This window comes from Deinococcus metallilatus (assembly GCF_004758605.1).
GTDB lineage: Bacteria > Deinococcota > Deinococci > Deinococcales > Deinococcaceae > Deinococcus > Deinococcus metallilatus.
Window position 1 is genome coordinate 900,710 of record NZ_CP038512.1, and the last position, 22,018, is coordinate 922,727.

Genomic DNA, 22,018 nt, shown 5'->3' on the forward strand with positions numbered 1-22,018 from the left:
TGGGGTCAAGTTCTGGCCGCGAGGTACGTTCGCAGGGCGGCCTGCTCCCCCTCCCGGCTGCGGACCTGCCCCGCCCGCCGCAGCGCCGCCAGATGCGCGAGGGCCTGCCCCACCGCCGGACCGGGCGGCACGCCGAGCGCCACCACGTCCCGTCCGGTCAGGACCGGATAGGCCTCCGGGCGCAGCAGGGCACGCAGGACGGCTTCCGCGCTGCCGGGCGCGGCGGGTGCATCCGAGCGCGCGCGGGCCAGCAGCGCCCCCGGCTTCTCCCCCAGCCCCAGACGGTCAGCCAGCGCGGCGGGGTCGGGGGCGGCGGAGAGCAATGCGGCGGCATAGGCAGGTGCCAGAACCCGTTGTCCGGTGTCCTGCCGGACGTCCAGGGCTTCCAGCCGTTCCACAGCCCCGGCGGGCAGCAGGGCGCCCGCGCCCCACTCCTCCAACACCCGGGCAGCCCGGCCCGGCCTCGGCTCGTCGAGCAGCAGGCGCAGTTCGGCGTGCAGGCGGGGCGTGCGGTCGGCCATCTCCAGCGCGCCGGGCACCTGCCGCCGCAACTCGGGGTGAGGGGTCAGGCCCAGCCGTCCGGCCAGCCGTGCCCCGCGGACCAGGCGGCTGGCGTCCTCGTGCAGCGAGTGCGGATGCAGGGGCCGCAGCGTCCGCGCCCGCAGGTCCTCCAGGCCGCCCACCTCGTCGAGCAGGGTCAGGCGGCCGTCCGGACTGACCAGCAGCGCCAGCGCGTTCAGCCCGAAGTCACGCCGCCGCAGGTCGTCTTCCAGGGTGCCGGGGGCCGGGACGGGATTGCCGCCGGGCACCGGGTAGCTCTCCCGCCGCGCCCGCACCAGGTCCGCGTGCCGCCTGTCCGGCAGGGTCACGGTGGCGTTCCCGAAGGCCGGGTGGACCAGGCCGGGGAGGCCGGTGTCCGCCGCCAGCGTGCCCACGTCCGCCCCCTCCACGACCACGTCGAGGTCCGAGGGTGTCTCTCCCAGCAGCGCGTCGCGCACGGCGCCGCCGACCAGGGCCACCCGCGCGCCCGGCCCGGCTGCCCGCGCGAGGCCAGCCAGCCAGGTGCGGTCCTCCAGCCGGAGCTGTTCCCAGACCCGCTCTCCCGGGGTCTGCGCCGCGCCGTTCACTGGAAGGAGGCGTTGTTCAGCGTCACCTTCACGTCACGGGCCTGGTTCCCCCGCACGACATGCAGCGTCACGCTGTCTCCCGGCTTTTTGTTGATCAGGACGGACTGGAGATCCTCGATGCCGTCCACCGGCTGACCGTCCGCCGCCGTGATCACGTCGCCGCCCAGCGCGATGCGGCCCCCCTGGAATGTCTGCGTCTGGTTGCCGCCGCGCAGTCCGGCCTGTGCGGCGGGCGTGTTCGGCGCCACCTGGCCCACCACCAGCCCCGTCTCGGGCAGGCCCAGTTCCCGCTTGCCCTGGGTGGTCAGGGCGCTGAGGCCCACCGGGACGGGCTGCCCCGGTCCCTGGACGACCAGGCCCGCCACGATCCCCAGCCGGGGCGCGGCCACGACGCCGCCCCTGGCCTGCTGGAGCCGAGGCAGCAGGTTTTTCGCCGCGTTGATCGGGATGGCGAAACCCACGCCCGCGTTCTGGCCCACGCCGGTCGCGGCGCCCGCTGGCGAGAGAATCTGCGTATTGATGCCGATCACGCGCCCCCCCGAATCGAGCAGCGGCCCGCCGCTGTTGCCGGGGTTGATGGCGGCGTCGGTCTGGATCGCCTTCTGGGTGATGCCCTCGCCCGTGCCGCTCTGCGAGAACCCGATGGGAATCTGCCGCGCCGTGCTGCTCACGATGCCTTCGGTGACGCTGAAATCCAGCCCGAAGGGGGCACCCATCGCAATCGCTTTCTGCCCCGGCTTGAGGGTGTCACTGTCCCCCAGCGGGATCGGCTTGATCAGGCTCTTGTCCAGCCCCTCGGGGCGGATCAGCGCCAGGTCGTACTGCGGCGCGAGGCCGACCACGTGGGCGGGCACGCTCTGCTGCCGGTTCAGGACGCGCACACGGATGCGGGGAGCCGGGCCCTGGCCGCTCTCGCCCGCGACCACGTGGTAATTGGTCAGGATGTCGCCCTGCGCGTTCACGAAAAAGCCGCTGCCTACGCCCTGCTGCACCTGCGTCTGATCCTGGCCGCCGAACATCCAGCCCATCGGATTGGGCTGCACCACCTGCTGCTCGGTGTTGATGTACACCAGCCCCGGCTCGTAGCGCCGCACGATGTCCACCGTGTTCTGCTCATTTTGCAGCAGCGCCCCAGCCTCCGCACGGACCGGGCTGCTGGCCGCCGGACTGTTCTGCGCCCCCGAGAGGGGCACCTGATCCCGCAGGAGGGTGGCGCCCAGCCCCAGGCCCACCAGCACCAGGATCGCCGCGAGCATCGGTCGTCTCATGGGGTCATTATCCTCACGGCCGCGGCGAAGGTGGCCCGGTTCCCCTCCTGGTTCTAGGGAGTTCTTTCATCCGGCGGCGCCTCCGCCACCTGACGCATGACGGGGAGGCGGCCACCGTGCTGCTGTTCAAGAATGGCGCGGGCCTGCTAAACGCCAGGCGGCCGGAGCAGGCCCGCCGTCAGGCCTGCGCGCGCTCGCGCTGGGCGTCCAGGCCCGCGATCTCGTCGGGCTCGATCTGGTAATGCTCGCCGCACCAGTGGCAGATGACCTCCTGGCCGCCCTCGTCCATCATCTCCTGGCGTTCGGCGGGGGCGAAAAAGCGCAGGCTCTCCAGCGCCCGCCCGCGCGAGCAGCGGCACTGGAAACGGGCGGGCTGGGCCTCCGGCGCGAGGACCAGGTCCAGCCCCGCCGCCGCCGTCTGCATGGTTTCCAGCAGGCTGCCCCGCCGTAGATGGTCGGTGAGCTGCCCCATCCCCCGGATATTGGCTTCCAGCCGGGCCAGGGTCGCGTCCGTCACGCCGGGCATCGCCTGGACCAGCAGCCCCCCGGCGCGGTGGACCCGGCCGCCTTCCTCGTACACGCCCAGCAGCACGGCGTTGGGAATCTGTTCGGACACGCCCAGATAGGTGCTCACGTCCTCCGCGATCTCGCCGCTGACCAGCCGCACGCTGCCGGTGTACGGTTCGCCGTTGTCCAGAAGCCGCGTCACGGCCAGTTCGCCGTCGGTGCCGACGAGGCCGCGCACGTCCAGCTTGCCGTCGCTCGCGCGGATGGGCAGGTCCGCGCCGGGCTGGCGCACGTAACCGCGCAGCAGGCCGTCGGCGCTGCCCTCGGCGACGATCCAGCCGATGGGGCCGTCCCCCTGAAGGCGCAGGGTCACCCGGCTGTCACTCTTCTTGCCCAGCACCACGGCGAGCAGGGCGCTGGCGGCCAGCGCGCGGCCCAGGGCGGCGGTCGCGGTCTTGCTGAGGTGGTGGCGGAGGCGGGCTTCCTCGACGATCTGCGTGGCGTCGATCCCCACGAAGCGCAGGGTGCCGCCCGCCGCCGTGCCGCGCAGCAGGAAGGAAGCTGGGAGGGCGTCTGAAGTCATTAGGAAACCTTACACCAGGACACTCAAGATGGGTGTGGGGGGCCTCTCAATCCCCCCAACGGCGGTTCTGGGCGCGGCGGCGATCTTGCGTTAACATCGGGCTCGTCAGGCATCCTGCGGCCTGAAAGCAGCGGCGCTGTCCCCGGCAGCCGGGCGGCTGACCGTCGCCTGAACCGTTCCCCGACCTTCTTCAGCGAAGGGCAAGGGAACACTCACGATCCGGCTCTAGCCTGATGGCCTGACGCCCGCGAGGGCGGCCCACGTCTGCTTTGTCCGTCCGGGGCCATGCCTCCCCGCTGGCCCCTTCTGGGAATTCGCCTGGTTTTCTCAACTCACAGGAGTGAACATGAAGTTTGGAGTTTCTACCCGCGCCCTGGCGCTCGCCACCCTGGCCCTCACCCTGGCCGCCTGTAGTGGTCGCAACGCCGATAACGGCGCCAAGAGCACGTTGGTCGTGCAGGAAAGCGCCGATATCCCGACCCTGGACCCCGGCACCAGCTACGACACCGGCAGCGGCCAGATCGTCGAGAACCTCTACGAGACGCTGGTGACCTACAAGGGCAACAGCCTCAGCGAACTGGAGCCGCTGCTCGCCACCAAGTGGGAGATGAGTGACGGGGGCAAGACCTACCGCTTCACGCTGCGCGACGGCGTGAAGTTCCACTCCGGCAATCCCTTCAAGTGCGCGGACGCCGAGTACACCTTCCGCCGCAACCTGGTGACCAACACCAGCCAGAGCGGCAACTGGTTCCTCTCGGAAAGCCTGCTGGGGACTCCCCAAAACGCCAACGACGACAAGTCGATCACCTGGGACAAGATCGCGAACGCCGTGAAGTGCGACGGCGAGACGCTGGTCTTCACGTTGCCCAAGCCCGACCCCGCCTTCCTCGCCAAGCTGGCCTACAGCGGCCAGGGCATCGTGGACAGCGAGCACGCCAAGAAGATCGGGGAGTGGGACGGCACCGAGGCCACCTGGAAGGCCGCCGTCGGCAAGGACCTGACCGACAGCCCGCTCTCGCGTGATCCCAGCGGCACCGGCGCCTACCGCTTCGCGAGCAAGGACGCCAACACCTTCCGCGCGGTGGCCTTTGACGGCTACTGGGGCGACAAGCCCGCGCTCAAGAACGTGGTGCTCCAGAAGGTGGACGAACTGGCCGCCCGCCAGCAGGCCTTTTTGCGGGGTGACGCCGATCTGATCGAGGCCGGGACCCGCGCGAACATCGAGGAGCAGCTCAAGGGTAAGCCGGGCGTGTCCATCGTGGACAACCTGCCGGACATCAGCGCCTTCGGCATCGCGATGAACGAGAACATCCAGGCCAAGGATCGCCTGGGCAGCGGCAAGCTCGACGGGCAGGGCATCCCCGCCAACTTCTTCAGCGACCCCGACGTGCGCCGGGGCTTCGTGGCGTCGTTCGACGTGCCGACCTACATCAAGCAGGTGCAGGGCGGCATGGGCCAGCCGCGCAACTTCCTGTTGCCGGACAACTTCCCCGGCTACAACAAGGACCTGGCCGCGCCGCAGTTCGACCTGAACGCCGCCAAGGCCGCCTTCCAGAAGGCCTGGGGCGGGCAGGTCTGGAAGAACGGCTTCACAGTGAACGCCACCTACCGTGCGGGCAGCGTGGCCGCGCAGACCGCGATGGAAATCCTGAAGAAGAATATCGAGTCGCTCAACCCCAAGTTCCGCGTGAACATCCAGCCCAAGCAGTGGAGCGAGATTCTGCAAGGCGCCAACAAGGGCCGCGAATCGATGGTCATGACCGGCTGGTCGCCCGACTACGCTGACCCGGACAACTTCGTGAGCACCTTCTACAGCAGCCAGGGCTACTACCACCCGCGCGTGGGCTTCACCGACCCGCAGATTGACACCTGGATCAACGAGGCGCGCAGCACCAGCGACGCCCAGCGCCGCAACCAGCTCTACACCCAGATCGCCGAACGCGCCAAGGATCAGGCCTACTACATCCTGATGCCCAGCAACCCCGGCATCCGCCCGTACCGCGACAACCTCCAGGGCTTCAGCGCCGACACCTACAACCCGATGCTCTCCTTCAGCAATTTCGGGACCGGCACGCTCTGGAAAGCCCTCAGCAAGAGCTGAACCCTTCTCCGTCAAGGCCGCCTTCCCACGTGGGGCGGCCTTTTCCGTTGCCCCGGCACGCCCCCGCCAGCGCGTATCCTGCGGGCATGGACGACGTCACCGACACGCTGCCCGCCCACACGCGGCCCATCACGCTCCTCCTGGTGGATGACCACCCGGTCGTCCGCAAGGGCACCCGCGAGCTGCTCGAGGGGGAGGAGGACCTGCGCGTGGTCGGTGAGGCCGAGAGCGGCGAGGAGGCGATCCTCAAGGCCCGCTCGCTCACGCCCGACGTGATCCTGATGGACGTGTCCATGCCCGGCATGAACGGCATCGAGGCGACCCGGGCCATCAAGGCCGAGCGGCCCGGCGTGGGCGTGCTGGTGCTGACCAGCTACGACGACGACGCCTACGTCTTCGCGTTGCTGGAAGCGGGCGCGGCCGGGTACCTGCTGAAAAACGCCAGCGAGGACGACCTGCTGGGTGCGGTGCGGGCGGTCGCCGCCGGGGAGAGTGCGCTGCATCCCTCCGTCGCCCGCAAGGTGCTGGAACGCTTCAGCACCCACCAGACCCCCACCCCTCCCGAGGACGCCCTCAGCCCCCGCGAGTTGGAGGTGCTGCGCGTGGCCGCCACGGGCCGGACGAACAAGGAGATCGCCCGCGACCTCGACATCAGCCCGCGCACGGTGCAGGTCCACCTCGCCAACATCTTTTCCAAGCTGGGGGTGGGGAGCCGGACGGAAGCGGTGCTGTACGGGATCAAGCGGGGGTGGATCGATCCGAAGACGCTGTGAAGGCGGGGTCTGGGTTGAGGGGCGGGGCATCTTGCTTCGGTTGGCCCCCACCCCCCCAGCCCCCCTACCCCCGCCGGGGGCAGGGGGGAGCGGCGCTGCGCTGGGCAAGAGAGGTTCCCTGGAGCGGCGGGTTTGTGTTGACCGTTGACGTGTCCGGCCTCGACGCTCTGCCCGTTGACTTGGAAGGCCTCGGGCCTGCTGCCCGAACGGCTCGGCTGCCTGGAATGTGAAGTGGGAAGGTGCGTATGGGCCGTCCGCTCCAGAGTTTGAAAAGATGGAAGCGCAGAAGCAACGGCAGCCGCATTTTGGAAAAAGGGGCGTGTGGGCAGCCTTTTGCTTCTCCCCGTTGCGGGGCTGGGTGCCGACTCTATTTCTCACCCTGTTGAAGAAGGCGATGAACACGGTGTTTTTGCCCCTCCCCCTTGAGGGGGGACTGGTACAGCTCGCACCGCGAGAGGCTGGGACTCGCAGAGCTGCTTGCAGAGGGAGTGAACGGGCAGAGCCTCCCACAGCCACGTTTTGCCCGGCACCTTTCCTCCTCCCCGTGCGATGTGACCTTCAGGTCTTCGGTCTTTGTCCTTGACCAGCAGCCGGGTTGGAGCGTCAATTCCATCCTCTCGGCGGAAAACGCTTTAATCTGGTTCGATTGGCTGCGTCATGCCCTCTGACCCGTCCCGTCCTTTGCTATGACCCTCCCCCCCTTCCCCTCCGAACTGAGCGCCGCGCTGACCGTGCGGGCGTTCGGGCGGGCGCTGGCGGAGTTCGCCTGCAAGACGGTGCGGGCGCATGGGGTGCAGGTGTGGGCGGTGGTGGGCGGGTCGCTGGTGGCGGTGGGCGAGGAGGGCCGGGGGCTGGGGCTGAGTGACGGGACCGTGGCGGCGCGGGCGCTGGCGCAGGGGCAGCCGGTGGCGGAGGGGATGCTGGCCTGCCTGCCCTTTGGCGGGGGGGTGCTGGAATTCGTGGGGGCGGACCCGGAGGGGGTGGAGGCGCTCTCGGGCCTCACGCCGCTGCTGACGCTGGCACTGGAGGGTGTGCAGGCGCGCGAGGTGCGGCGGGGCCGCGGGCGGGTGGCGGAGACGGTCGAGCAACTGGTGCGGCGGCTGGGGGGCAGCCTGAATCTCCCCGAGGTGCTGACCGCCACCGCCGAGAGCGCCGCGCTCGCGCTGGGCTTCGGCCGGGCTTTCGTGGGCCTGTTCAGCGAGGTGGGGGAGGCCGGGGCGCGGACTGGGGAAGTCTTCACGCACGGCTTCGACGAGGCGTTCACGGGCGGGATCGCCGTCGGCCCGGTGTCGTTCGGGCAACTGGTGGAGCGCGGTGAGGTGATCCTGTACGAGCGGACACGCGATGCCGGGACGCCCCTGGCGGCGGGCCTGGCCGAACTGGACCCCGAGGTGGCGCTGATCGCCCCGCTGAGCGCGCGGGGCCGCCCGCTGGGGGTGCTGTACGTGGACAGCCGTTCGCCGGGCGCGCGGGCCAGCGAGGACGACACCTGGCTGGTGCTGGCCCTGGCCGAGCAGGCGTCGCTCGCCATCGACAATGCCCGGCTGTACAGCACCGAGACTCGCAAGCGTGAGGCCGCCGAGGCGCTGCGCGAGGCGGGGGCGGCGCTGGCGGGCAGCCTGCACCTGCGCGACACCCTCTCCCGGCTGCTGGAGCGGGCCACGGCGCTTTTCGGGACCGACGCGGCGGGCGTGTACGAGCTGCAACCCGACGGGCGGACCCTGACCATCCGCAACGCGGTGGGCCTGCCCAACGACTACGTGCTGCGGGTGCGGGCCAAGGTGGGCGCGGGCGTGACCGGGCGCGCGGTGGAGCGGCGCGAGATCGTGGTCGCCCACGACCTGACCCGCGAGCATCTGGGCGGAGGGAGCCGCTACACCCGGCAACTGCTGGCGCAGGGCCGTTACCCGTACCGGGGCGTGGTCGGCCTGCCGCTGGGGACACGCGCCGGGGTGTTCGGGGCGCTCACGCTCTACTGGAAAGACCCCCTGCCGCTGGGCGAGGACGACCTCGCGCTCACCGAGGTGTTCGCCGCCCAGGCGTCCCTGGCCATCGAGAACGCGCGGCTGTACGAGGAGGAACTGCGCCGCGAACGCGAGGCCGCCGTGCTGCTGAACGTCGGGCGGTTGCTGGGCGAGGACCAGAGTGACCCCGCGCTCGCGGAAGCCGCGCGCCTGGCCACGCTGGCCCTGAACGCCGGGCGCGGCCTGATCGCCTTAATGGGTGAGGACGGGCAAATGACCCGTTGCGCCACCTTCAACCTGCACGCGCCCGGCCCCTCCGAACTCGCGTCGCTGCTCGCGCAACTCGGGCGGGGTCCCCGGCCCCTCACGCGCCGCCACGCCCTGCCGGTCGCCGGAAGCGCGCTGATCGTGCCCCTGCGCGGTGACCCGGGCGGGGATGGTCCCGACCACCTCCTCGGCTTCCTGTATGCGGACGATCCGGGCACGGAGGCGCCCAGTGACCGTGTGCTGGGGCTGGCGCGCAGTGTGGCCGACCAGATGGCGCTGACGCTGACCCGCGAGCGGCTCCTCTCGGCCCTGGCCCGCCAGGAGGCCCGTTATCGCCAGCTCGCGGAGGGCGCCCACGACCTGATCCTGAGCGCGGACCCCGCCGGGACCATCACCTACGCGAACCCCGCCGCGACCCGCCTGCTGGAACCCCTGACCGGGCCGCTGATCGGCGCTAACCTGCTGACCCTGCCCACGCCCGCCACCCGGGGCGCCCTGCACGCCGCCTGGGACGCCGTGAACACCCACGCCGCCGGGGGCCGCACCGAGATCGAGATCGGTCCCTACCGGCTGGAGGTGCGCCTGAGCGCCATGCGGCAGGCCGGGGTCCCCCAGAGCGTCCTGGCCGTTGCGCGCGACCTCTCGGAACTCCAGACGCTCGCCGCCGAGATTCAGCGCCGGGGGCAGGCGCTGGAGGCCGCCACCAGCCGTCAGAGCGAGCTGCGGAGCTACCTCACCCTCTTCACCCAGGCGCAGGAGGAAGAGCGCCGCCGCATCAGCCGCGAGCTGCACGACGACACAGCCCAGGTGCTGATCGCCACCTCCCGGCGCGTTGCCCGTCTGGCCCGAGACCTGGACGGCCCGCAGCGTGCCCGCGCCGACGACATCCTGGGCGACCTGAACGCCGCCATCGAGAGCGTGCGCCGCTTTGCGCGCAACCTGCGTCCCAGCGTGCTCGACGACCTGGGCCTGCTGCCCGCGCTGGAATGGCTCGCGGGCCAGGCGCAGACCGAAACCCGGCTGGAGGTCAGCGGTTCCGAGCGCCGCCTCGCGCCCGCCCTCGAACTCACCGTGTTCCGCCTCGCGCAAGAAGCCCTCACCAACGTGGACAAGCACGCCCGCGCCCGCAGCGCCGCCATCCGCGTCGCCTTCGAGGAGGGGGGCGTGCGGGTCGCCATCACCGACGACGGCCAGGGCTTCACCACTGATCAGGCCCAGGCCCGCGCCCAGGCCGGACATCTGGGGCTGATCGGCCTGCGCGAGCGGGTCACGCTCGCGGGCGGCGAACTGGGTGTGGAGAGCGAACCGGGGCGGGGGACAAGGCTGACGTTTACGTTGCCGGGGTGAGGGTGGGGTGCAGTATACGAGGGGGTTTGAGCTTCCTTTCCCCGCTCGCCATTTTGGGTGAATTTGCGGGGATTTGGAGGGAGCAGGCCAACGTGGCGAACCGTTTCCTCCTGCGCAGGCTGCGGCTCCATTCAGGCCTGAGGCGGATGTGCCTGAGCAGCTCATGGTCACATTAGAGTTGCACGACGAGGTCTTCGATCACCTGCCCCCCCTCTCGTCCGGATCGCCAGTGAAAGTAAAAGCGCGCTCCTTCAAAAGGTATCTCCACGGCATCTTCCTGAAGAGGAACGTCCGTCTCGTCCAACACTTCCGCCAGAATCATGTCGAACGGCGCTTGCCGCGTCTCAAATGCCACAACGGCCAGTCGGTGCCCAGCCGCCCCTCCTTGTGGCACGACCTCTATCCAGTCCAGGCCAATCTTTAAACCCCACCGGTTGAGGCGAACTTCCTGATAATCCTCGGCCAATCCGTGCCGGATGGAGTTCACCACGATCTGCTCAAACAACGTCTCGGCAATAGCATCCCAGTCGTCGTATGCCTCCGGCGAACGCCAGGCGATCCGGGCGCGTTCCAATGCCGGGATCAAGGCTATCAGTGCTTCGCGGAATACCTCCATCAGTTCCGTCACTGTCGTAGACCAGAACGTGCTCACAGTGCTCCTTTCCCTTTCTGTTGCCTGTCAACTCCGCCCGGAAGCTTCCCTCCTCACCCATGCCGCCTCAAAAACGCTTCCCGCTCCATCCAGGCCAGCCTGGGTTCCGTCTCGGAGGGCGTATTCGTCGTCCCGTACACCAAGCGCATCAGGCGGAAGCCCCACCCGTACACCCGCGCCCGCAGCGGGGGCAGGGGCACCAGCGTGAAGCCGCTCTGCTCCAGCGGCCCGTGAAAGAGGGTGACGGCGAACACCGCCTGCGCGCCTTGCAGCTCGGGCCGCTCACGCAGGGCGCGGGCCACGTCGCGCAGCGAACGCTGGTAGGCCCGGTACGCGGTCAAGGCGCCTCTTGTGGTCAGGCCCACCAGACGCGGGCTGTGCAGGTGCAGTTCGGCAACAGGCGTGCCGGGCGGGAGGGGCAGCGGTGCCGCAGCAGGCCGCGCCGCCACCCGCATCACGGCGTCGGCGCGCTCGGTGAGGGGTGTGACGCCGTGCGCCCGCTCGAAACGGTCGTCCACCAGGCGGCGGTACAGGTGCAGCAGCAGGTCGCGGGGTACGGCGGGCCGCAGGTCCGGCAGGTCACGCGCGGGCACCGGACGGTAGCCCAGGTCCTTCAGACGCGGCAGGACGCGGCCGAGGTCACCGGGCAGCACCTGCAGCGTCAGCCCCGGCTCCGGGGTGGGCGAGGGGAGGGGGAGCGGCCGCACGCCCCGCGCCGCCAGCCGGGCGAGGTGGGCGCGGGTGAGGTCGGCCCCGGCCAGTCCCCAGGCGGTGACGGGCTGGCCCGCCGTGACCTCCAGCAGCGGGAGGTCGGTGGGGACGCCCCACCCGGCGATCTCATGTCCGGCCTGCGCGGCGGCCCGCACTTCATCCGGCACCTGCCGGGCCAGGGCGGGGGGCACCAGCAGCGTGGCCCGGACCTGCGCCTGGGCGAGGGCCGCCAGGGCTTCCCCGAGGTCGGCCGCCGTCAGGACCGGGACCGTCAGGCCCAGGTGGGGGGCGCCGGGATGGCCGCCATGCAGGGTCCCGAAGGCCCCGGCGCGGGTCAGGAGCGGCCAGAGGGGCCGGGCGGGGGAACGCGGAACGGACATGGCCTGACTGTAGCGGCTCGCGCATGAGGGGGGCGCGGCGCCCTTCCCCCGGCTCCCCTGATCCCACCCGGCACGCCTCTCATGTCCGGCGTCGTATGCTCCTGTCTAGTGATGCTTCAGCTTTCCTTTCCCCACGCACCGTGCAGGCGAGCAGCATGAAGCCCCTCCGCATCGGGCTGTTCACGGATACCTTCCTGCCGGATCAGAATGGGATCGTGACCAGCGTGGGCCTCTTGAGCGACGAGCTGCGCGCGCGGGGGCATCACGTGGACGTGGTCGCCCCCTTCTTTCCGGAGCAGCAGGACACCCGCCCGGATGTGCGCCGCGCACCCAGCGTCCGCTACGTGTTCCTGCCGACCTACCGCCTGGCCTGGCCGACGCGCAAGGACTTCGAGCAGAAGTACGACCTGATCCACACCCACACGCCCCTCACGCTGGGGCTGGCGGGCGCGCGGCTGGCGCGCAAATGGGATGTGCCGCACGTCGCCACCTACCACACCCATATCGAGGCCTATACCCACTACGTCCCCGGCCTGACGCTGCTGCAAAAGCAGACGCGGGTGGTCACCCGCCTGATGGGCCTGTACTACCGCCGCGCCGACGCGGTGATCACGCCCACCGCCGCCATGCTGGACGTGACCCACGAGATGGGCGTCCGCAACCCGGTCGTGATTCCCACCAGCGTCGAGCCGGAGGTGCTGCGCTCGGCGCCCCCGGTGGATACCCCCTGGCCCGCCGGGACCCGCCGCCTGCTGACGGTCGGACGGCTGGCGCGTGAGAAACGCTTCGATCTGGTGCTGGACACGCTGGCGCAGTTGCCGGACGCGCATCTGGTGATTCTGGGGGAGGGGCCGGAGCGGGAGCATCTGGTCCGGCACACCGAGCGTCTGGGGATCGCGGACCGCGTGACCTTCCTGGGCGTGAAACCCTGGACCGAGATCGGCGCGTACTACCGCCTGGCCGAACTGTTCCTGTTTGCCAGCGACACCGAGACGCAGGGGCTGGTCCTCCAGGAGGCGCAACTGATGGGCGTGCCGGTGGTCGCGGTGGGGGCGCGGGGGACGCTGAGCGGCGTGGCGCAGGGGAAGAGCGGCTATCTGGTCGCGCCGGGCGACGTGGCCGCCCTGACGCGCCACGCGCGGGCCATCCTCGGTGACGGGATGCTGTGGCGTCGGCTCTCGGAGGGGGCGCGCAGCTTCGGCACCGCCTGGACACCGGGCGGGGTGGCCGAGCGGGTGCTGGACGTGTACGCGGGCGTGCTGGGCGTGCCGCGCGAGGTTCCCTTTCCGGCCGAGGCGGCTAGTCCTCGAAATACCCTCGCGTATGACCGCTGAGATTCAGCGCGTGCCGCCACAAGAAAGGCAGCCAGCCCCCCTCCAGCCGCCGGGCGCTCGTCTCGACCAGCGCGCCGGGGACATAGGCCACCTCTCCCAGCTGCGCGAGGGCCTGCCCCAGCAGCACGTCCTCATAGGCTTCCACGTCGGGGTAGCCGCCCGCCAGGGCCGCCGCCTGCCGGGAAAAGGCCATGTTCGCCCCGGCCAGGTTGGGGCGGCCCGCCAGCTCGCAGGCGTGCAGGAAGGTGCCGTAGCCCAGCTCCGAGAGGGTCATCAGGGGCCGCGAGACGCCGCAGAAGCGCATCGGGCCGTAGAGGGCGACCCGGCCCGGGTGTTGCTGGGCGGCCACGTTCAGCCGGGCCAGCCAGTCGGGCGCGGGCAACGAGTCGGCGTCGGTCGAGGCGATCCAGGGGGTCCGGGCGGCCTCCAGGCCCGCCTGCCGCGCCCGGGCGATGCCGCGGACCTCGCAGGCCACGACCTGCGCGCCCCAGGCCCGCGCGACGCTGGCCGTCCCGTCACGGCTGGCGTTGTCCACCACGAGGACCTCGGTGGGAGCAAGAGTCTGACGTTCCAGGGCGCGCAGCGTCAGGGGCAGGTACTGCGCCTCGTTGCGGGCGGGAATCACAACCGTGAAGTCCGGCACCGCGCCAGGGTAGCAGGCTCCCGCCACCCGCGCACCTGTTGGCAGGCCGCATGACCCGCCGCCTCCCCCCCCTGCCGCTGCGCCCCGGCACGCTGGGAAGCGTCGCCGCCGCCGCCCTGACCCTGGCCTGCGCGGAGTTCGTGCGCAGCGGCCTGTACGCGGCCTATCTGCCGCAGGCGGGTCCGCGCGAACTGGGTCTGCCCCTCACCGCCGTCGGCGCGGCCTGGACGGCGCACTTCGCCGCCGACACCCTGATGCGGAGCCCGGCGGGCGCGCTGATCGCCCGCTTCGGCCTGCGGCCGGTGATGCTCGCGGGGGCGCTGCTGAGCCTCGCGGCGCTGACGCTGCTGCCCCTGGCACACCACGTCGGGGTGCTGATCCTGATCGCCGTGGTGCACGGCATCGGCTTCTCGGCCATGTGGCCCGGCACCATGAACCTGACCGCCGACGCCGCCCGCCCGGGTTACCAGGGCCGCGCGCTGACCTTCGTCAGCCTGACGGTGATGCCGCTGGTGGGCGGCGGATTTCTGCTGTTCGGCGCGGTGGCGGGGCGGGCGGACCGCTGGCCCTACCTGCTCGCGCTGGCCGTGCAGGCGCTGGCCGTGCTCGCCGCCCTGGCGGTGCCGGTGCGCGGCCCCCGACCGGCGGCCCAGCCGCAGGAGGAACCCGCGCCGTCCCCCGCCCCGGAGGCCCGCAGGCGGGTCGCGCTGCGCGCCCTGCTGCCGCTGCTCCCCGCCGCCTTTATGCAGACCCTGACCCTGACGCTGCTGGGGCCGCTGATCTTCACCCTGGCGCCGCACCTGGGCGTGAACTACTGGGGGATGGTGGCCGTGCTGGTGGTGGGCGCCGTGGTGGCGTACGCCAGTCTCCCGCTGACCGGCCGGGTGGCCGACCGGGGCCGCGCCCGCCTGGCGGTCACGCTGGGCTTCGCGCTGCTCGGCCTGGCGCTGGCCGGGTTCGCCGCCGCCCCGCCCGTGTGGGTGCTGTACGTGCTGGCGGTGATTGCCGGGCTGGGCTACGCCTTTATCGCGCCGGGCTGGGCGGCCCTGGTCACCGGCACCCTGCCGGAAGGCGAGCGGCCCGCCGCCTGGGGTGTCCTGATGACGGTCGAGAACGCCGGGACCGCCCTTGGCCCGCTGGTGGGCACCTTCGCCTTTCAGCGCCTGGGAATGTCCGGCCCCTTCCTGATCGGTGCGGCCCTGGCTCTCCTCACCGCCGCGGGCTACGTCCTGTTCCGCCGCGCCTTTCCGGGCCGCCGGGGCGCGCAGCCCACCTGATCCCATGCGGCGGGGGTGGCTCCTTCCCCTGGGCGCGGCGCTCCTGGCCGCCCTGCTGGCGGACGTGCTGGGCCGCGCGGCCGGGTGGGGTGCTTTGGGGCCTGCGGACGGCCGGACCCGGAGCGTCGCCCTGACCTTCGACGACGGCCCCAGCGGGCGGACCCCGGCCCTGCTGGCGGTCCTGGCACGGCACGGCGCACCCGCCACCTTTTTCGTCACGGCACCCGCCGCCGCGCGCTGGCCGGACCACCTGCGGGCGCTCCGTGAGGCGGGGCACGGCCTGGAGGCGCACGGGCGCTGGCATACCCACGCCCTGCGCCTGCCTCCCTGGCGCGAGTGGGCACAGGTGAAGTGGCATCCGCGCGCCGCCGAACCCGGCCCGCATCTGTACCGCCCTCCCTACGGCGGCCACAGCCCCTTCACGCGGCTGCTGGCCCGCCTGGCCCGCCGTCAGGTGGCCCTCTGGGATGTGGAAGGCCGCGACTGGACGCCCGCCCCCGCCGCTGACCTGGCCGCGCGGACGCTGGCCCGGGTCCGCCCCGGCAGCGTCCTGCTGCTGCACGACGGCCCCGCCGTCACGCCCGAACTGCTGGAGGCGCTGCTGGCAGGCCTGCGGGAGCGCGGCCTCACGCCCGTCCTCCTGCGGGACCTGCCCCCGCGCCGCATCGGGTGGCGCGAGGGGCTGCGGCGGGTGGGGACGAGCTACGGGGGATGAGGGGCAGGGCGCAGGTGCCGCCTCATACGGATTCCGTCTGTTTCGTTAACAAATCGGCGCTCTCCCGATTTGTTAACTCCACGCCCGGAACCCGTTTTTCTCCTTCTCCCTCCGGTCGGATTTTCAGGTTTACAAGTAAACCTTTCAATCGGAGTCCTTATCAGCCTTCTGCCAGCTGCCTGATCTCTGCCGCGATCACCGGCAAGGCCCCCGCCGGGCCGACCCGCGCCAGGCCTGCCCGGGCCGCCCGCGCCCGCCGCGCGCCGTCCGTGAGGAGCGCCCCGACTTCCGCCGCGACGACCGCCGGGTCTGGGTTCACCATGCTCAGCGCCTCGCCCAGCAGCCGCCGCTGCCTGCGGGCGAACCCGGGGGTGAACTGCGGGCCGTGCGTGGGGAAGGCCACCACGGGGACCCCCAGGCCCGCGAGCTGTTCGTTGGCCGTCCCCGACGTGCCGACCGCCACGTCGGCGGCCCGCGCCACGGCCCCGAATGCGCCGCGCAGCAGGGTCACGTGGGTCCCCTCTCCCACGGCCCAGGCCGTCTGAGCATCCTGCTCGTGAAAGGTCCAGCCGCCCGGCAGCGTCACGGCGTCCCAGCCGTGCGGCCAGGCGACGAGCGCCGCCGCCTCCGGCACGCGGGCCGCCGCGCGCAGCATCAGGGGCAGGCTCTCGCGGTGGTCCTCCCGGGAGCCGGGGAGCAGGGCCAGCACGGGCCGCCCGCCGGTCAGGGGGGACAGGTCGCGTTCGGGCGGCGGGAGGACGTCCATCGCAAAACTTCCGGCCCAGCGTGCCCGCACGCCCCGCGCCGCGTAATAGCGGGCGGTCGCCGCGTCGCGCACGAAGACGGCCCGGGCCGCCCGCGCCAGCCGCAGCTCATAGGGCATCGGGAGGTTGGCCCCCAGGGCGTTCAGCTCGCGCAGTGCCCCGCCCACCCCCAGCCCCTCCAGGTAATGCGCGCTGAGCAGCGGCTGCACGTGAATCAGCGGGACGGCGGCCAGCCGCGCCGCCAGGCTCCCGACCATCAGCGCGTAGGCGTCGCCCACCACGGCCACCGCGCCCGCCCCGCGCGCCGCCCGCACGGCGTCCCGCCACTGCCCCAGCGAGGCCCCCACCAGGCCCGCTTGGAGGTCGGCGCGCAGGTTCTCCAGGCTCCCGAACGGAAACCCGCCGCTGGGCAGGTCCAGCGCGGCGCCCAGCCGGGTGACGCCCGGCACGGCCGCATAGGCCCGCCCCGCCCCCACCAGCGGCAGCACCCAGGCCTCACTGCCCCCATGTTCCGGCAGGTGCCCCAGCAGCCGCGCGCCGATCAGGTCCTCGGCCGTGCCGTTGGAGAGGAGCAGGAGGGGCCGGGACCGGGGCGGGGGGACACTCACGCCGCGCAGGATAGCGGGCCAGGTTTGCGGCTGGGGTGCGGCGTGGTAAGAACAAGCCGTGAATGACTTCGACGCGCTGCAAGCGGTGGTCCGCCGCCATGCGGGCGAGCGGCAGGCCGAGCAGCGCGTCTGCGAGGCCTTTCTGAATGCGCTCTACCATGCCCTCCGCACCGCGAGCGGCCCCGGCCTGCCGCTCAACAACGTCACCCTGGACCTCACGCCCGACCCCGAGGCTCGCCTGCGCCCCCCGCCCCCCGGGGGCTGGCACGCCGCGTGGCTGCGCCTCGGCCTCTGCGAGGTGCTGGTCCGCGTGCGGCGCGAGGAGGGCGCCTTCGTGGGCGAGTACGGGCCGGACGGAACCTTCCACCTGGCCCGGGTTTCCGAGGACGACCTGACCCTGCTCGCCCGCCGCCTCCTGCGCGACGTGGCGGCCATCTATGCGGGCGACGCCTCCCCCCGGCCGGGTGCCCCCCTGAACTGACCCCGGCGCCTCCTGACAGAGGTTCCCCGGCGGGCTCTGGCACATGCGGCAACGTGAAGGCGCGCCTCATGTCACCATGCCCGTCATGACCGATGACACCCACGCTCAGGCGAACGCCGAACAGGTCCGGCTGTTGCGGGAGGCGCTGCCGGGGGCCGGACGGGCCGCAGCCGATGATCCATCTGGCCCTGGCGCCGTTCGCGGTACCAGGGCGACCGCCCACGACGGTTCCGGTTCCCCGGACAGCTCACCCTCTAGATTCCCTCAACCGCCCTTGCAGGTTCCATAAAGGCGGCCTAACCCCTGACTGGAGGCGGCCCCCGCACACTGGGGCATGGAACTCGTCCTCGTGATGGCCGCCGTCACCGTGCTCCTGATGGTGCTCGCGTTCCTCTCGCTGACCCGCGAGGACCGGGAGCTGGCCCGGGAACATCTGCCGCTCGGCAACGACTGAAACCGGCCCGCCCCACCTGCCCCCGCGCCCGGCGGGGGTTCGCCTCGTCTGCCGGTGTCCCGCCCTCCACTCCACTGCGGGGCAGAAGCGACCCCGCATCGGGGGTACCCCCACTGCCGCGTCTGTTCTCCCCGCGAGGCGCCGGATACTATGAACTCCTTCACATCCAGAGACGAGGAGGTTCAGATGACAGGTCTGTTGCGGTGGTTTCGTCTTGCCCAGCCTCGACACCGGAGGGCGCCAGTCTTGGGCAGGTCCTCCCGGACCTCGGTGAATGTTCTGGACCTCCTGCGTGCCCTGGGCGGCGACGAGTGAAAGAATCCTGGTTCACCAGTTATTCCATACCTGATGAACCCCACCGGACTCGTAGAGCTGTTTGTAGCGGGAGAAGGAAAAACGGTGACAGAGAGGAGGAGAGGCACCGCAACGGATGATCCGGAAGCGGTATGACCTGACATTCGGTAGAGCCTTCATGTCCCGGGATCACCCCTCCTCCCGGAAACGAAGCAGCGCCCAGTTCACAGTAAAGAAGGGGCAGGAATGAAACCCTGCGGCATGCGTGCCCTGATCGTCCTCACGCTGGCGCTGACGGTGACCGCCTGCCAGCAGGCCACGACCCTTCCGCCTGCTTCCGGAGAGCAGACCCCGGCGCCCGGCTACGGCATCGGTGTGACCGTGGCGGCAGACAGCCCCCTGGCGGTGGAGCGGGTCGGGGAGCAGATCGTCATCTCCCGTGCGCCCGGACAGACGTCCGTGACGTTCCGGTTCAATTTCGACAGTGGGATCAGTTCCAGCTTCACGCTCAGCGACACGCAGCCCAGCCTGACGTTCCTGCCCGTGGTGAGCACCATCGAAGTCCGGACGCCCACCGGCGGCTGGCGTGCGGTCGCTGAGATTTACTCCAAATAACGGGTGTCCAAAAGGCCCCACCCCGCCAGATCGGCAAGGGTAGGGCCTTTTTTGGGTGGGGCCTACTTCACGACGATATTGATGATCCTGCCAGGAACGTAAATCTCCTTCACCACCGTCTTGCCCTCGGTGAACTTCGCCACGTCGGGATTCGCGCGGGCGGCGGCCAGGGCTTCTTCCTGGGTGGCGGTCTTGCTGATCTCGACCTGGCCGCGCACCTTGCCGCTCACCTGCACGCCGATGGTCACGGTATCGCGGACGGCGGCGGCCTCATCCACCTGCGGCCAGGGTTGCAGGTGGACGCTCTCTGCACCGCCGCGCTCCATCCAGATTTCCTCCGCGATGTAGGGCGCGACCGGGGCCAGCATCCGGTTGAAGATGTCCAGCGCCTCCTCCCAGGCGGGCGTGCCGAAAGCCGGGGAACGCTTGGCCTTGACCAGCGTGTTCGTCAGCTCCATCAGCGCGGCGATGATGGTGTTGAAGCTCATGCGCTCGTAGTCGCCGCCGACTTTTTTCAACGTGGAGTGGACGGCGTAGCGCAGGTCGCCTTCCGTCACTTTTTCCTCCGGCCCGGCGGCCTTCTCGTCGAAGTACAGCGCCCAGACGCGGCTCAACCACTTGGCGGGTCCGTTGATGCCGCTGGGGTCCCAGGGGCCGCCCAGTTCCCAGGGCGCGATGAACATCAGGTAGGCGCGCACCGTGTCGGCGCCGTACTCGCGTACCAGGTCGTCGGGGTCCACCACGTTCCCGCGGCTCTTGCTCATCTTCTCGCCGTCCTCGCCCAGGATCATGCCCTGGTTGCGCAGGTGCGCGAACGGCTCGTTCTGCACCGTCAGACCCATGTCGCGCATCACCTTGGTCCAGAAGCGGCTGTACAGCAGGTGCAGGATCGCGTGTTCGATGCCGCCCGTGTACAGATCGACCGGCAGCAGGTTGGCGTGGGCGGGGTCGAAGGGCTGCTGGTCGTCGTGGGGCGACAGGTAGCGGTACATGTACCAGCTCGAATCCACGAAGGTGTCCATGGTGTCGGTGTCGCGCTCGGCGGGGCCGCCGCAGACCGGGCAGGTGGTCTGCATCCATGCCTTATCCAGCTTCAGCGGACTCTGGCCGGTGGGCGTGAACTCGACGTTTTCGGGCAGCTTCACGGGCAGTTGGTCTTCGGGGACGGGCTGCGCGCCGTGTTCCGGGCAGTAGACGATGGGAATGGGCGTCCCCCAGTACCGCTGCCGCGACACCAGCCAGTCGCGCAGGCGGTAGGTGGTCTTCGCCTTCGCCACGCCCAGCGCCTCCAGCCGCTCGGTGATCTGCGCGATGCTGGCCTTGCCGCCCGGCAGCCCGTCGAACTCGCCGGAATGGACGATGACGCCCTCGCCCACGTAAGGCCCCTGCGCCGTATCCATCGGCTCGCCACCCTCCGGCCGGATCACTTCCGTGATCTCCAGCCCGAACTTGCGCGCGAAGTCGAAGTCGCGTTCGTCGTGGGCGGGCACGGCCATGATGGAGCCGGTGCCATAGGTGACCAGCACGTAATCCGCCACCCAGATCGGAATCTGGTGCCCGGTGACGGGGTGGGTGGCGTAGGACCCGGTGAAGACGCCGGTCTTCTCCCCGCTCTCCTGCTGGCGCTCCACGTCGGTCTTGCGGCCCGCCGCCTCCACGTAGGCGCGCACGGCCTCGGCCTGCTCCGGTGTGGTCAGCTCCGCGACTTTGGGATGCTCGGGAGCCAGGACCAGGAAGGTCGCGCCCATCAGCGTGTCGGGCCGGGTGCTGAAGACCGTCTCCGGCCCGGCGGGCGTGTCGAAGATGATCTCCGCGCCGACTGACTTGCCGATCCAGTTCGTCTGCATCAACTTGACGCGCTCGGGCATGTCGGTGTCACTGAAGTCCAGCAGTTCCTCGGCGTAGTCGGTGATCTTCAGGTACCACTGGCTCAGGTTGCGCCGCTCGACCGGCGTGCCGCAGCGTTCGCAGCGCCCGTCCACCACCTGCTCGTTCGCCAGCACGGTCTGGTCCTTGGGGCACCAGTTCACCAGCCCGTCCTTCTTGTAGGCCAGCCCGCGCTTGAAGAACTCAGTGAAGAACCACTGGTTCCAGCGGTAATACTCGGGGTCGCAGGTGGCGAAGCGGCGGCTCCAGTCGATCATGGTCCCCATCCGCCGGAACTGCCCCAGCATGTGGTTGATGTTGGAGTACGTCCACGTCGCCGGGTTCAGGCCGTGCTTGATCGCCGCGTTCTCGGCGGGCAGGCCGAAAGCGTCGAAGCCCATCGGAAAGAAGACGTTGTAGCCGCGCATTCGCATCCAGCGCGCGTGGGCGTCCGGCGCGACGTTTGCGTACCAGTGCCCGATATGCAGGTTTCCCGAGGGGTACGGGAACATCGTCAGGGCGTAGTGCTTGGTCTTGGTGGGGTCCTCATGGAAGGTGTACAGCCCTTCGCGCTCCCACGCTTCCTGCCATTTCGGCTCGATGGCGTGGGGGTTGTAGCGCTCGGCGCGCGGTTCGGCGATCTCGGGTTTCGTCATGTCGGTCACTCCTTGCGGGAAAAGAAAACGCCCCGGCCACACGCAGCCGGGGACGCACGCACGAGCTCGAAGCTAGGCGAGGCGTCCCCGGGTGGTAAGCGCAGAGCGGATCACAGACATAGTGTAAAGGAGTTGGGGGTCAGGGAAAAGGGTCGGGTGGCCTATCCGGGCGCATCATGCCCCCATGAATAACCTGCAATGGATCGCCCTCGGTCTACTGGCTGCCCTCGGTGGGGCGGGGGTGACGGTCTTCGGCAAGCTGGGGCTGGAGGGCGTCAATTCCACGCTCGCCACCACCCTGCGGGCCGTCATTATGGCGCTGGTGATGCTCGCGGTCGCCCTGGGAACGGGGCAACTGGGGGCGCTCGCCAGCGGGAAGACGCACATCAGCGCGCGGGCCTGGCTCTTTATCGCGCTGGCGGGCCTCAGCGGGGCGGGGTCGTGGCTGGCGTACTTCGCGGCATTGCGGGTGGGGCCGACGGCGGGCGTGGCGGCGCTCGACCGACTCAGTCTCGCCTTCATCTTCCTGTTCAGTGCGCTGGCCCTGCGCGAGCCGCACACCTGGCGCGGGTGGGTTGGCCTGGTCGTGCTGCTGGCAGGCGTGTACCTGCTGGCGAGTGACCGCTGAGCC

17 protein-coding genes are annotated in these 22,018 nt (G+C 70.7%); 9 read left to right on the top strand and 8 right to left on the bottom strand.

Annotation, left to right across the window (positions count from 1 at the left end; translation table 11 throughout):
• Positions 1-5: 5 nt before the first annotated feature.
• The 3 genes from E5F05_RS10310 to hslO form a co-directional block, all read right to left on the bottom strand.
• On the bottom strand, positions 6-1,127 hold the full coding sequence (locus E5F05_RS10310) for a tRNA nucleotidyltransferase/poly(A) polymerase family protein (RefSeq protein WP_129118522.1): 1,122 nt from the start codon (positions 1,125-1,127) through the stop codon (positions 6-8).
• Positions 1,124-2,395: a S1C family serine protease gene (locus E5F05_RS10315; RefSeq protein WP_129118523.1), complete on the bottom strand. Its 1,272-nt coding sequence runs from the start codon at positions 2,393-2,395 to the stop codon at positions 1,124-1,126. Before E5F05_RS10315 ends, E5F05_RS10310 begins: the two co-directional genes overlap by 4 nt.
• A 178-nt stretch (positions 2,396-2,573) precedes the next feature.
• Positions 2,574-3,485 carry an Hsp33 family molecular chaperone HslO gene (gene hslO / locus E5F05_RS10320; RefSeq protein ID WP_129118524.1) on the bottom strand — a complete coding sequence of 304 codons (912 nt, stop codon included), beginning with the start codon at positions 3,483-3,485 and terminating at the stop codon, positions 2,574-2,576.
• A 346-nt stretch (positions 3,486-3,831) separates the two neighbouring features.
• Between hslO and E5F05_RS10325 the strand changes: the two genes are divergently transcribed.
• The 3 genes from E5F05_RS10325 (at position 3,832) to E5F05_RS10335 (ending at position 9,937) form a co-directional block, all read left to right on the top strand.
• A complete protein-coding gene (locus tag E5F05_RS10325) occupies positions 3,832-5,586 on the top strand; it encodes an ABC transporter substrate-binding protein (protein ID WP_129118525.1) in 1,755 nt (584 codons plus the stop codon).
• Positions 5,587-5,672: 86 nt separating this feature from the next.
• Positions 5,673-6,359 carry a response regulator gene (locus tag E5F05_RS10330; protein WP_129118526.1) on the top strand — a complete coding sequence of 229 codons (687 nt, stop codon included), beginning with the start codon at positions 5,673-5,675 and terminating at the stop codon, positions 6,357-6,359.
• Between the two features lie 686 nt (positions 6,360-7,045).
• Positions 7,046-9,937 (top strand): GAF domain-containing sensor histidine kinase, encoded by a 2,892-nt coding sequence (locus tag E5F05_RS10335; protein ID WP_129118527.1) that lies wholly within the window; start codon positions 7,046-7,048, stop codon positions 9,935-9,937.
• A 172-nt stretch (positions 9,938-10,109) separates the two neighbouring features.
• On the opposite strand, the gene E5F05_RS10340 is transcribed toward E5F05_RS10335, so the two are convergent.
• Both E5F05_RS10340 and E5F05_RS10345 read right to left on the bottom strand, forming a co-directional pair.
• A complete protein-coding gene (locus E5F05_RS10340) occupies positions 10,110-10,565 on the bottom strand; it encodes a hypothetical protein (protein ID WP_129118528.1) in 456 nt (151 codons plus the stop codon).
• Between the two features lie 77 nt (positions 10,566-10,642).
• A complete protein-coding gene (locus E5F05_RS10345; protein ID WP_129118529.1) occupies positions 10,643-11,680 on the bottom strand; it encodes a YkoP family protein in 1,038 nt (345 codons plus the stop codon).
• A 155-nt stretch (positions 11,681-11,835) separates the two neighbouring features.
• Here E5F05_RS10345 and E5F05_RS10350 point away from each other — a divergent pair, with 155 nt between their 5' ends.
• Positions 11,836-13,014 carry a glycosyltransferase family 4 protein gene (locus E5F05_RS10350; protein WP_129118530.1) on the top strand — a complete coding sequence of 393 codons (1,179 nt, stop codon included), beginning with the start codon at positions 11,836-11,838 and terminating at the stop codon, positions 13,012-13,014.
• Here E5F05_RS10350 and E5F05_RS10355 read toward each other — a convergent pair.
• Positions 12,980-13,657 carry a glycosyltransferase family 2 protein gene (locus tag E5F05_RS10355; protein ID WP_129118531.1) on the bottom strand — a complete coding sequence of 226 codons (678 nt, stop codon included), beginning with the start codon at positions 13,655-13,657 and terminating at the stop codon, positions 12,980-12,982. The two genes, E5F05_RS10350 and E5F05_RS10355, sit on opposite strands and share 35 nt — an antisense overlap.
• A 50-nt stretch (positions 13,658-13,707) precedes the next feature.
• Here E5F05_RS10355 and E5F05_RS10360 point away from each other — a divergent pair, with 50 nt between their 5' ends.
• On the top strand, positions 13,708-14,934 hold the full coding sequence (locus tag E5F05_RS10360; protein WP_129118532.1) for an MFS transporter: 1,227 nt from the start codon (positions 13,708-13,710) through the stop codon (positions 14,932-14,934).
• 4 nt (positions 14,935-14,938) lie between these two features.
• Positions 14,939-15,649: a polysaccharide deacetylase family protein gene (locus E5F05_RS10365; protein ID WP_129118533.1), complete on the top strand. Its 711-nt coding sequence runs from the start codon at positions 14,939-14,941 to the stop codon at positions 15,647-15,649.
• A gap of 160 nt (positions 15,650-15,809) precedes the next feature.
• Here E5F05_RS10365 and E5F05_RS10370 read toward each other — a convergent pair whose 3' ends face one another.
• Entirely contained in the window at positions 15,810-17,021 is a 1,212-nt protein-coding gene (locus tag E5F05_RS10370) for a lipid-A-disaccharide synthase-related protein (RefSeq protein WP_129118534.1), read from the bottom strand.
• 58 nt (positions 17,022-17,079) lie between these two features.
• On the opposite strand from E5F05_RS10370, the gene E5F05_RS10375 reads away from it, so the two are divergent.
• Positions 17,080-17,502: a hypothetical protein gene (locus tag E5F05_RS10375; protein ID WP_129118535.1), complete on the top strand. Its 423-nt coding sequence runs from the start codon at positions 17,080-17,082 to the stop codon at positions 17,500-17,502.
• Between the two features lie 1,009 nt (positions 17,503-18,511).
• A complete protein-coding gene (locus E5F05_RS10380; RefSeq protein ID WP_129118536.1) occupies positions 18,512-18,865 on the top strand; it encodes a hypothetical protein in 354 nt (117 codons plus the stop codon).
• Between the two features lie 62 nt (positions 18,866-18,927).
• Here E5F05_RS10380 and leuS read toward each other — a convergent pair whose 3' ends face one another.
• Positions 18,928-21,387, bottom strand: a complete 2,460-nt coding sequence (leuS, locus tag E5F05_RS10385) for a leucine--tRNA ligase (protein WP_129118537.1) — start codon at positions 21,385-21,387, stop codon at positions 18,928-18,930.
• 184 nt (positions 21,388-21,571) lie between these two features.
• On the opposite strand from leuS, the gene E5F05_RS10390 reads away from it, so the two are divergent.
• Entirely contained in the window at positions 21,572-22,015 is a 444-nt protein-coding gene (locus tag E5F05_RS10390; protein ID WP_129118538.1) for an EamA family transporter, read from the top strand.
• Positions 22,016-22,018: the final 3 nt, after the last annotated feature.

Bases quoted from the DNA above. Each gene is read 5' to 3' on its own strand.
- leuS (WP_129118537.1), bottom strand. From the start codon at position 21,387: ATGACGAAACCCGAGATCGCCGAACCGCGCGCCGAGCGCTACAACCCC.
- E5F05_RS10380 (WP_129118536.1), top strand. From the start codon at position 18,512: ATGCGTGCCCTGATCGTCCTCACGCTGGCGCTGACGGTGACCGCCTGC.
- E5F05_RS10335 (WP_129118527.1), top strand. From the start codon at position 7,046: ATGACCCTCCCCCCCTTCCCCTCCGAACTGAGCGCCGCGCTGACCGTG.
- E5F05_RS10330 (WP_129118526.1), top strand. From the start codon at position 5,673: ATGGACGACGTCACCGACACGCTGCCCGCCCACACGCGGCCCATCACG.
- E5F05_RS10390 (WP_129118538.1), top strand. From the start codon at position 21,572: ATGAATAACCTGCAATGGATCGCCCTCGGTCTACTGGCTGCCCTCGGT.
- E5F05_RS10360 (WP_129118532.1), top strand. From the start codon at position 13,708: ATGACCCGCCGCCTCCCCCCCCTGCCGCTGCGCCCCGGCACGCTGGGA.
- hslO (WP_129118524.1), bottom strand. From the start codon at position 3,485: ATGACTTCAGACGCCCTCCCAGCTTCCTTCCTGCTGCGCGGCACGGCG.
- E5F05_RS10315 (WP_129118523.1), bottom strand. From the start codon at position 2,395: ATGAGACGACCGATGCTCGCGGCGATCCTGGTGCTGGTGGGCCTGGGG.
- E5F05_RS10365 (WP_129118533.1), top strand. From the start codon at position 14,939: ATGCGGCGGGGGTGGCTCCTTCCCCTGGGCGCGGCGCTCCTGGCCGCC.
- E5F05_RS10325 (WP_129118525.1), top strand. From the start codon at position 3,832: ATGAAGTTTGGAGTTTCTACCCGCGCCCTGGCGCTCGCCACCCTGGCC.
- E5F05_RS10345 (WP_129118529.1), bottom strand. From the start codon at position 11,680: ATGTCCGTTCCGCGTTCCCCCGCCCGGCCCCTCTGGCCGCTCCTGACC.
- E5F05_RS10350 (WP_129118530.1), top strand. From the start codon at position 11,836: ATGAAGCCCCTCCGCATCGGGCTGTTCACGGATACCTTCCTGCCGGAT.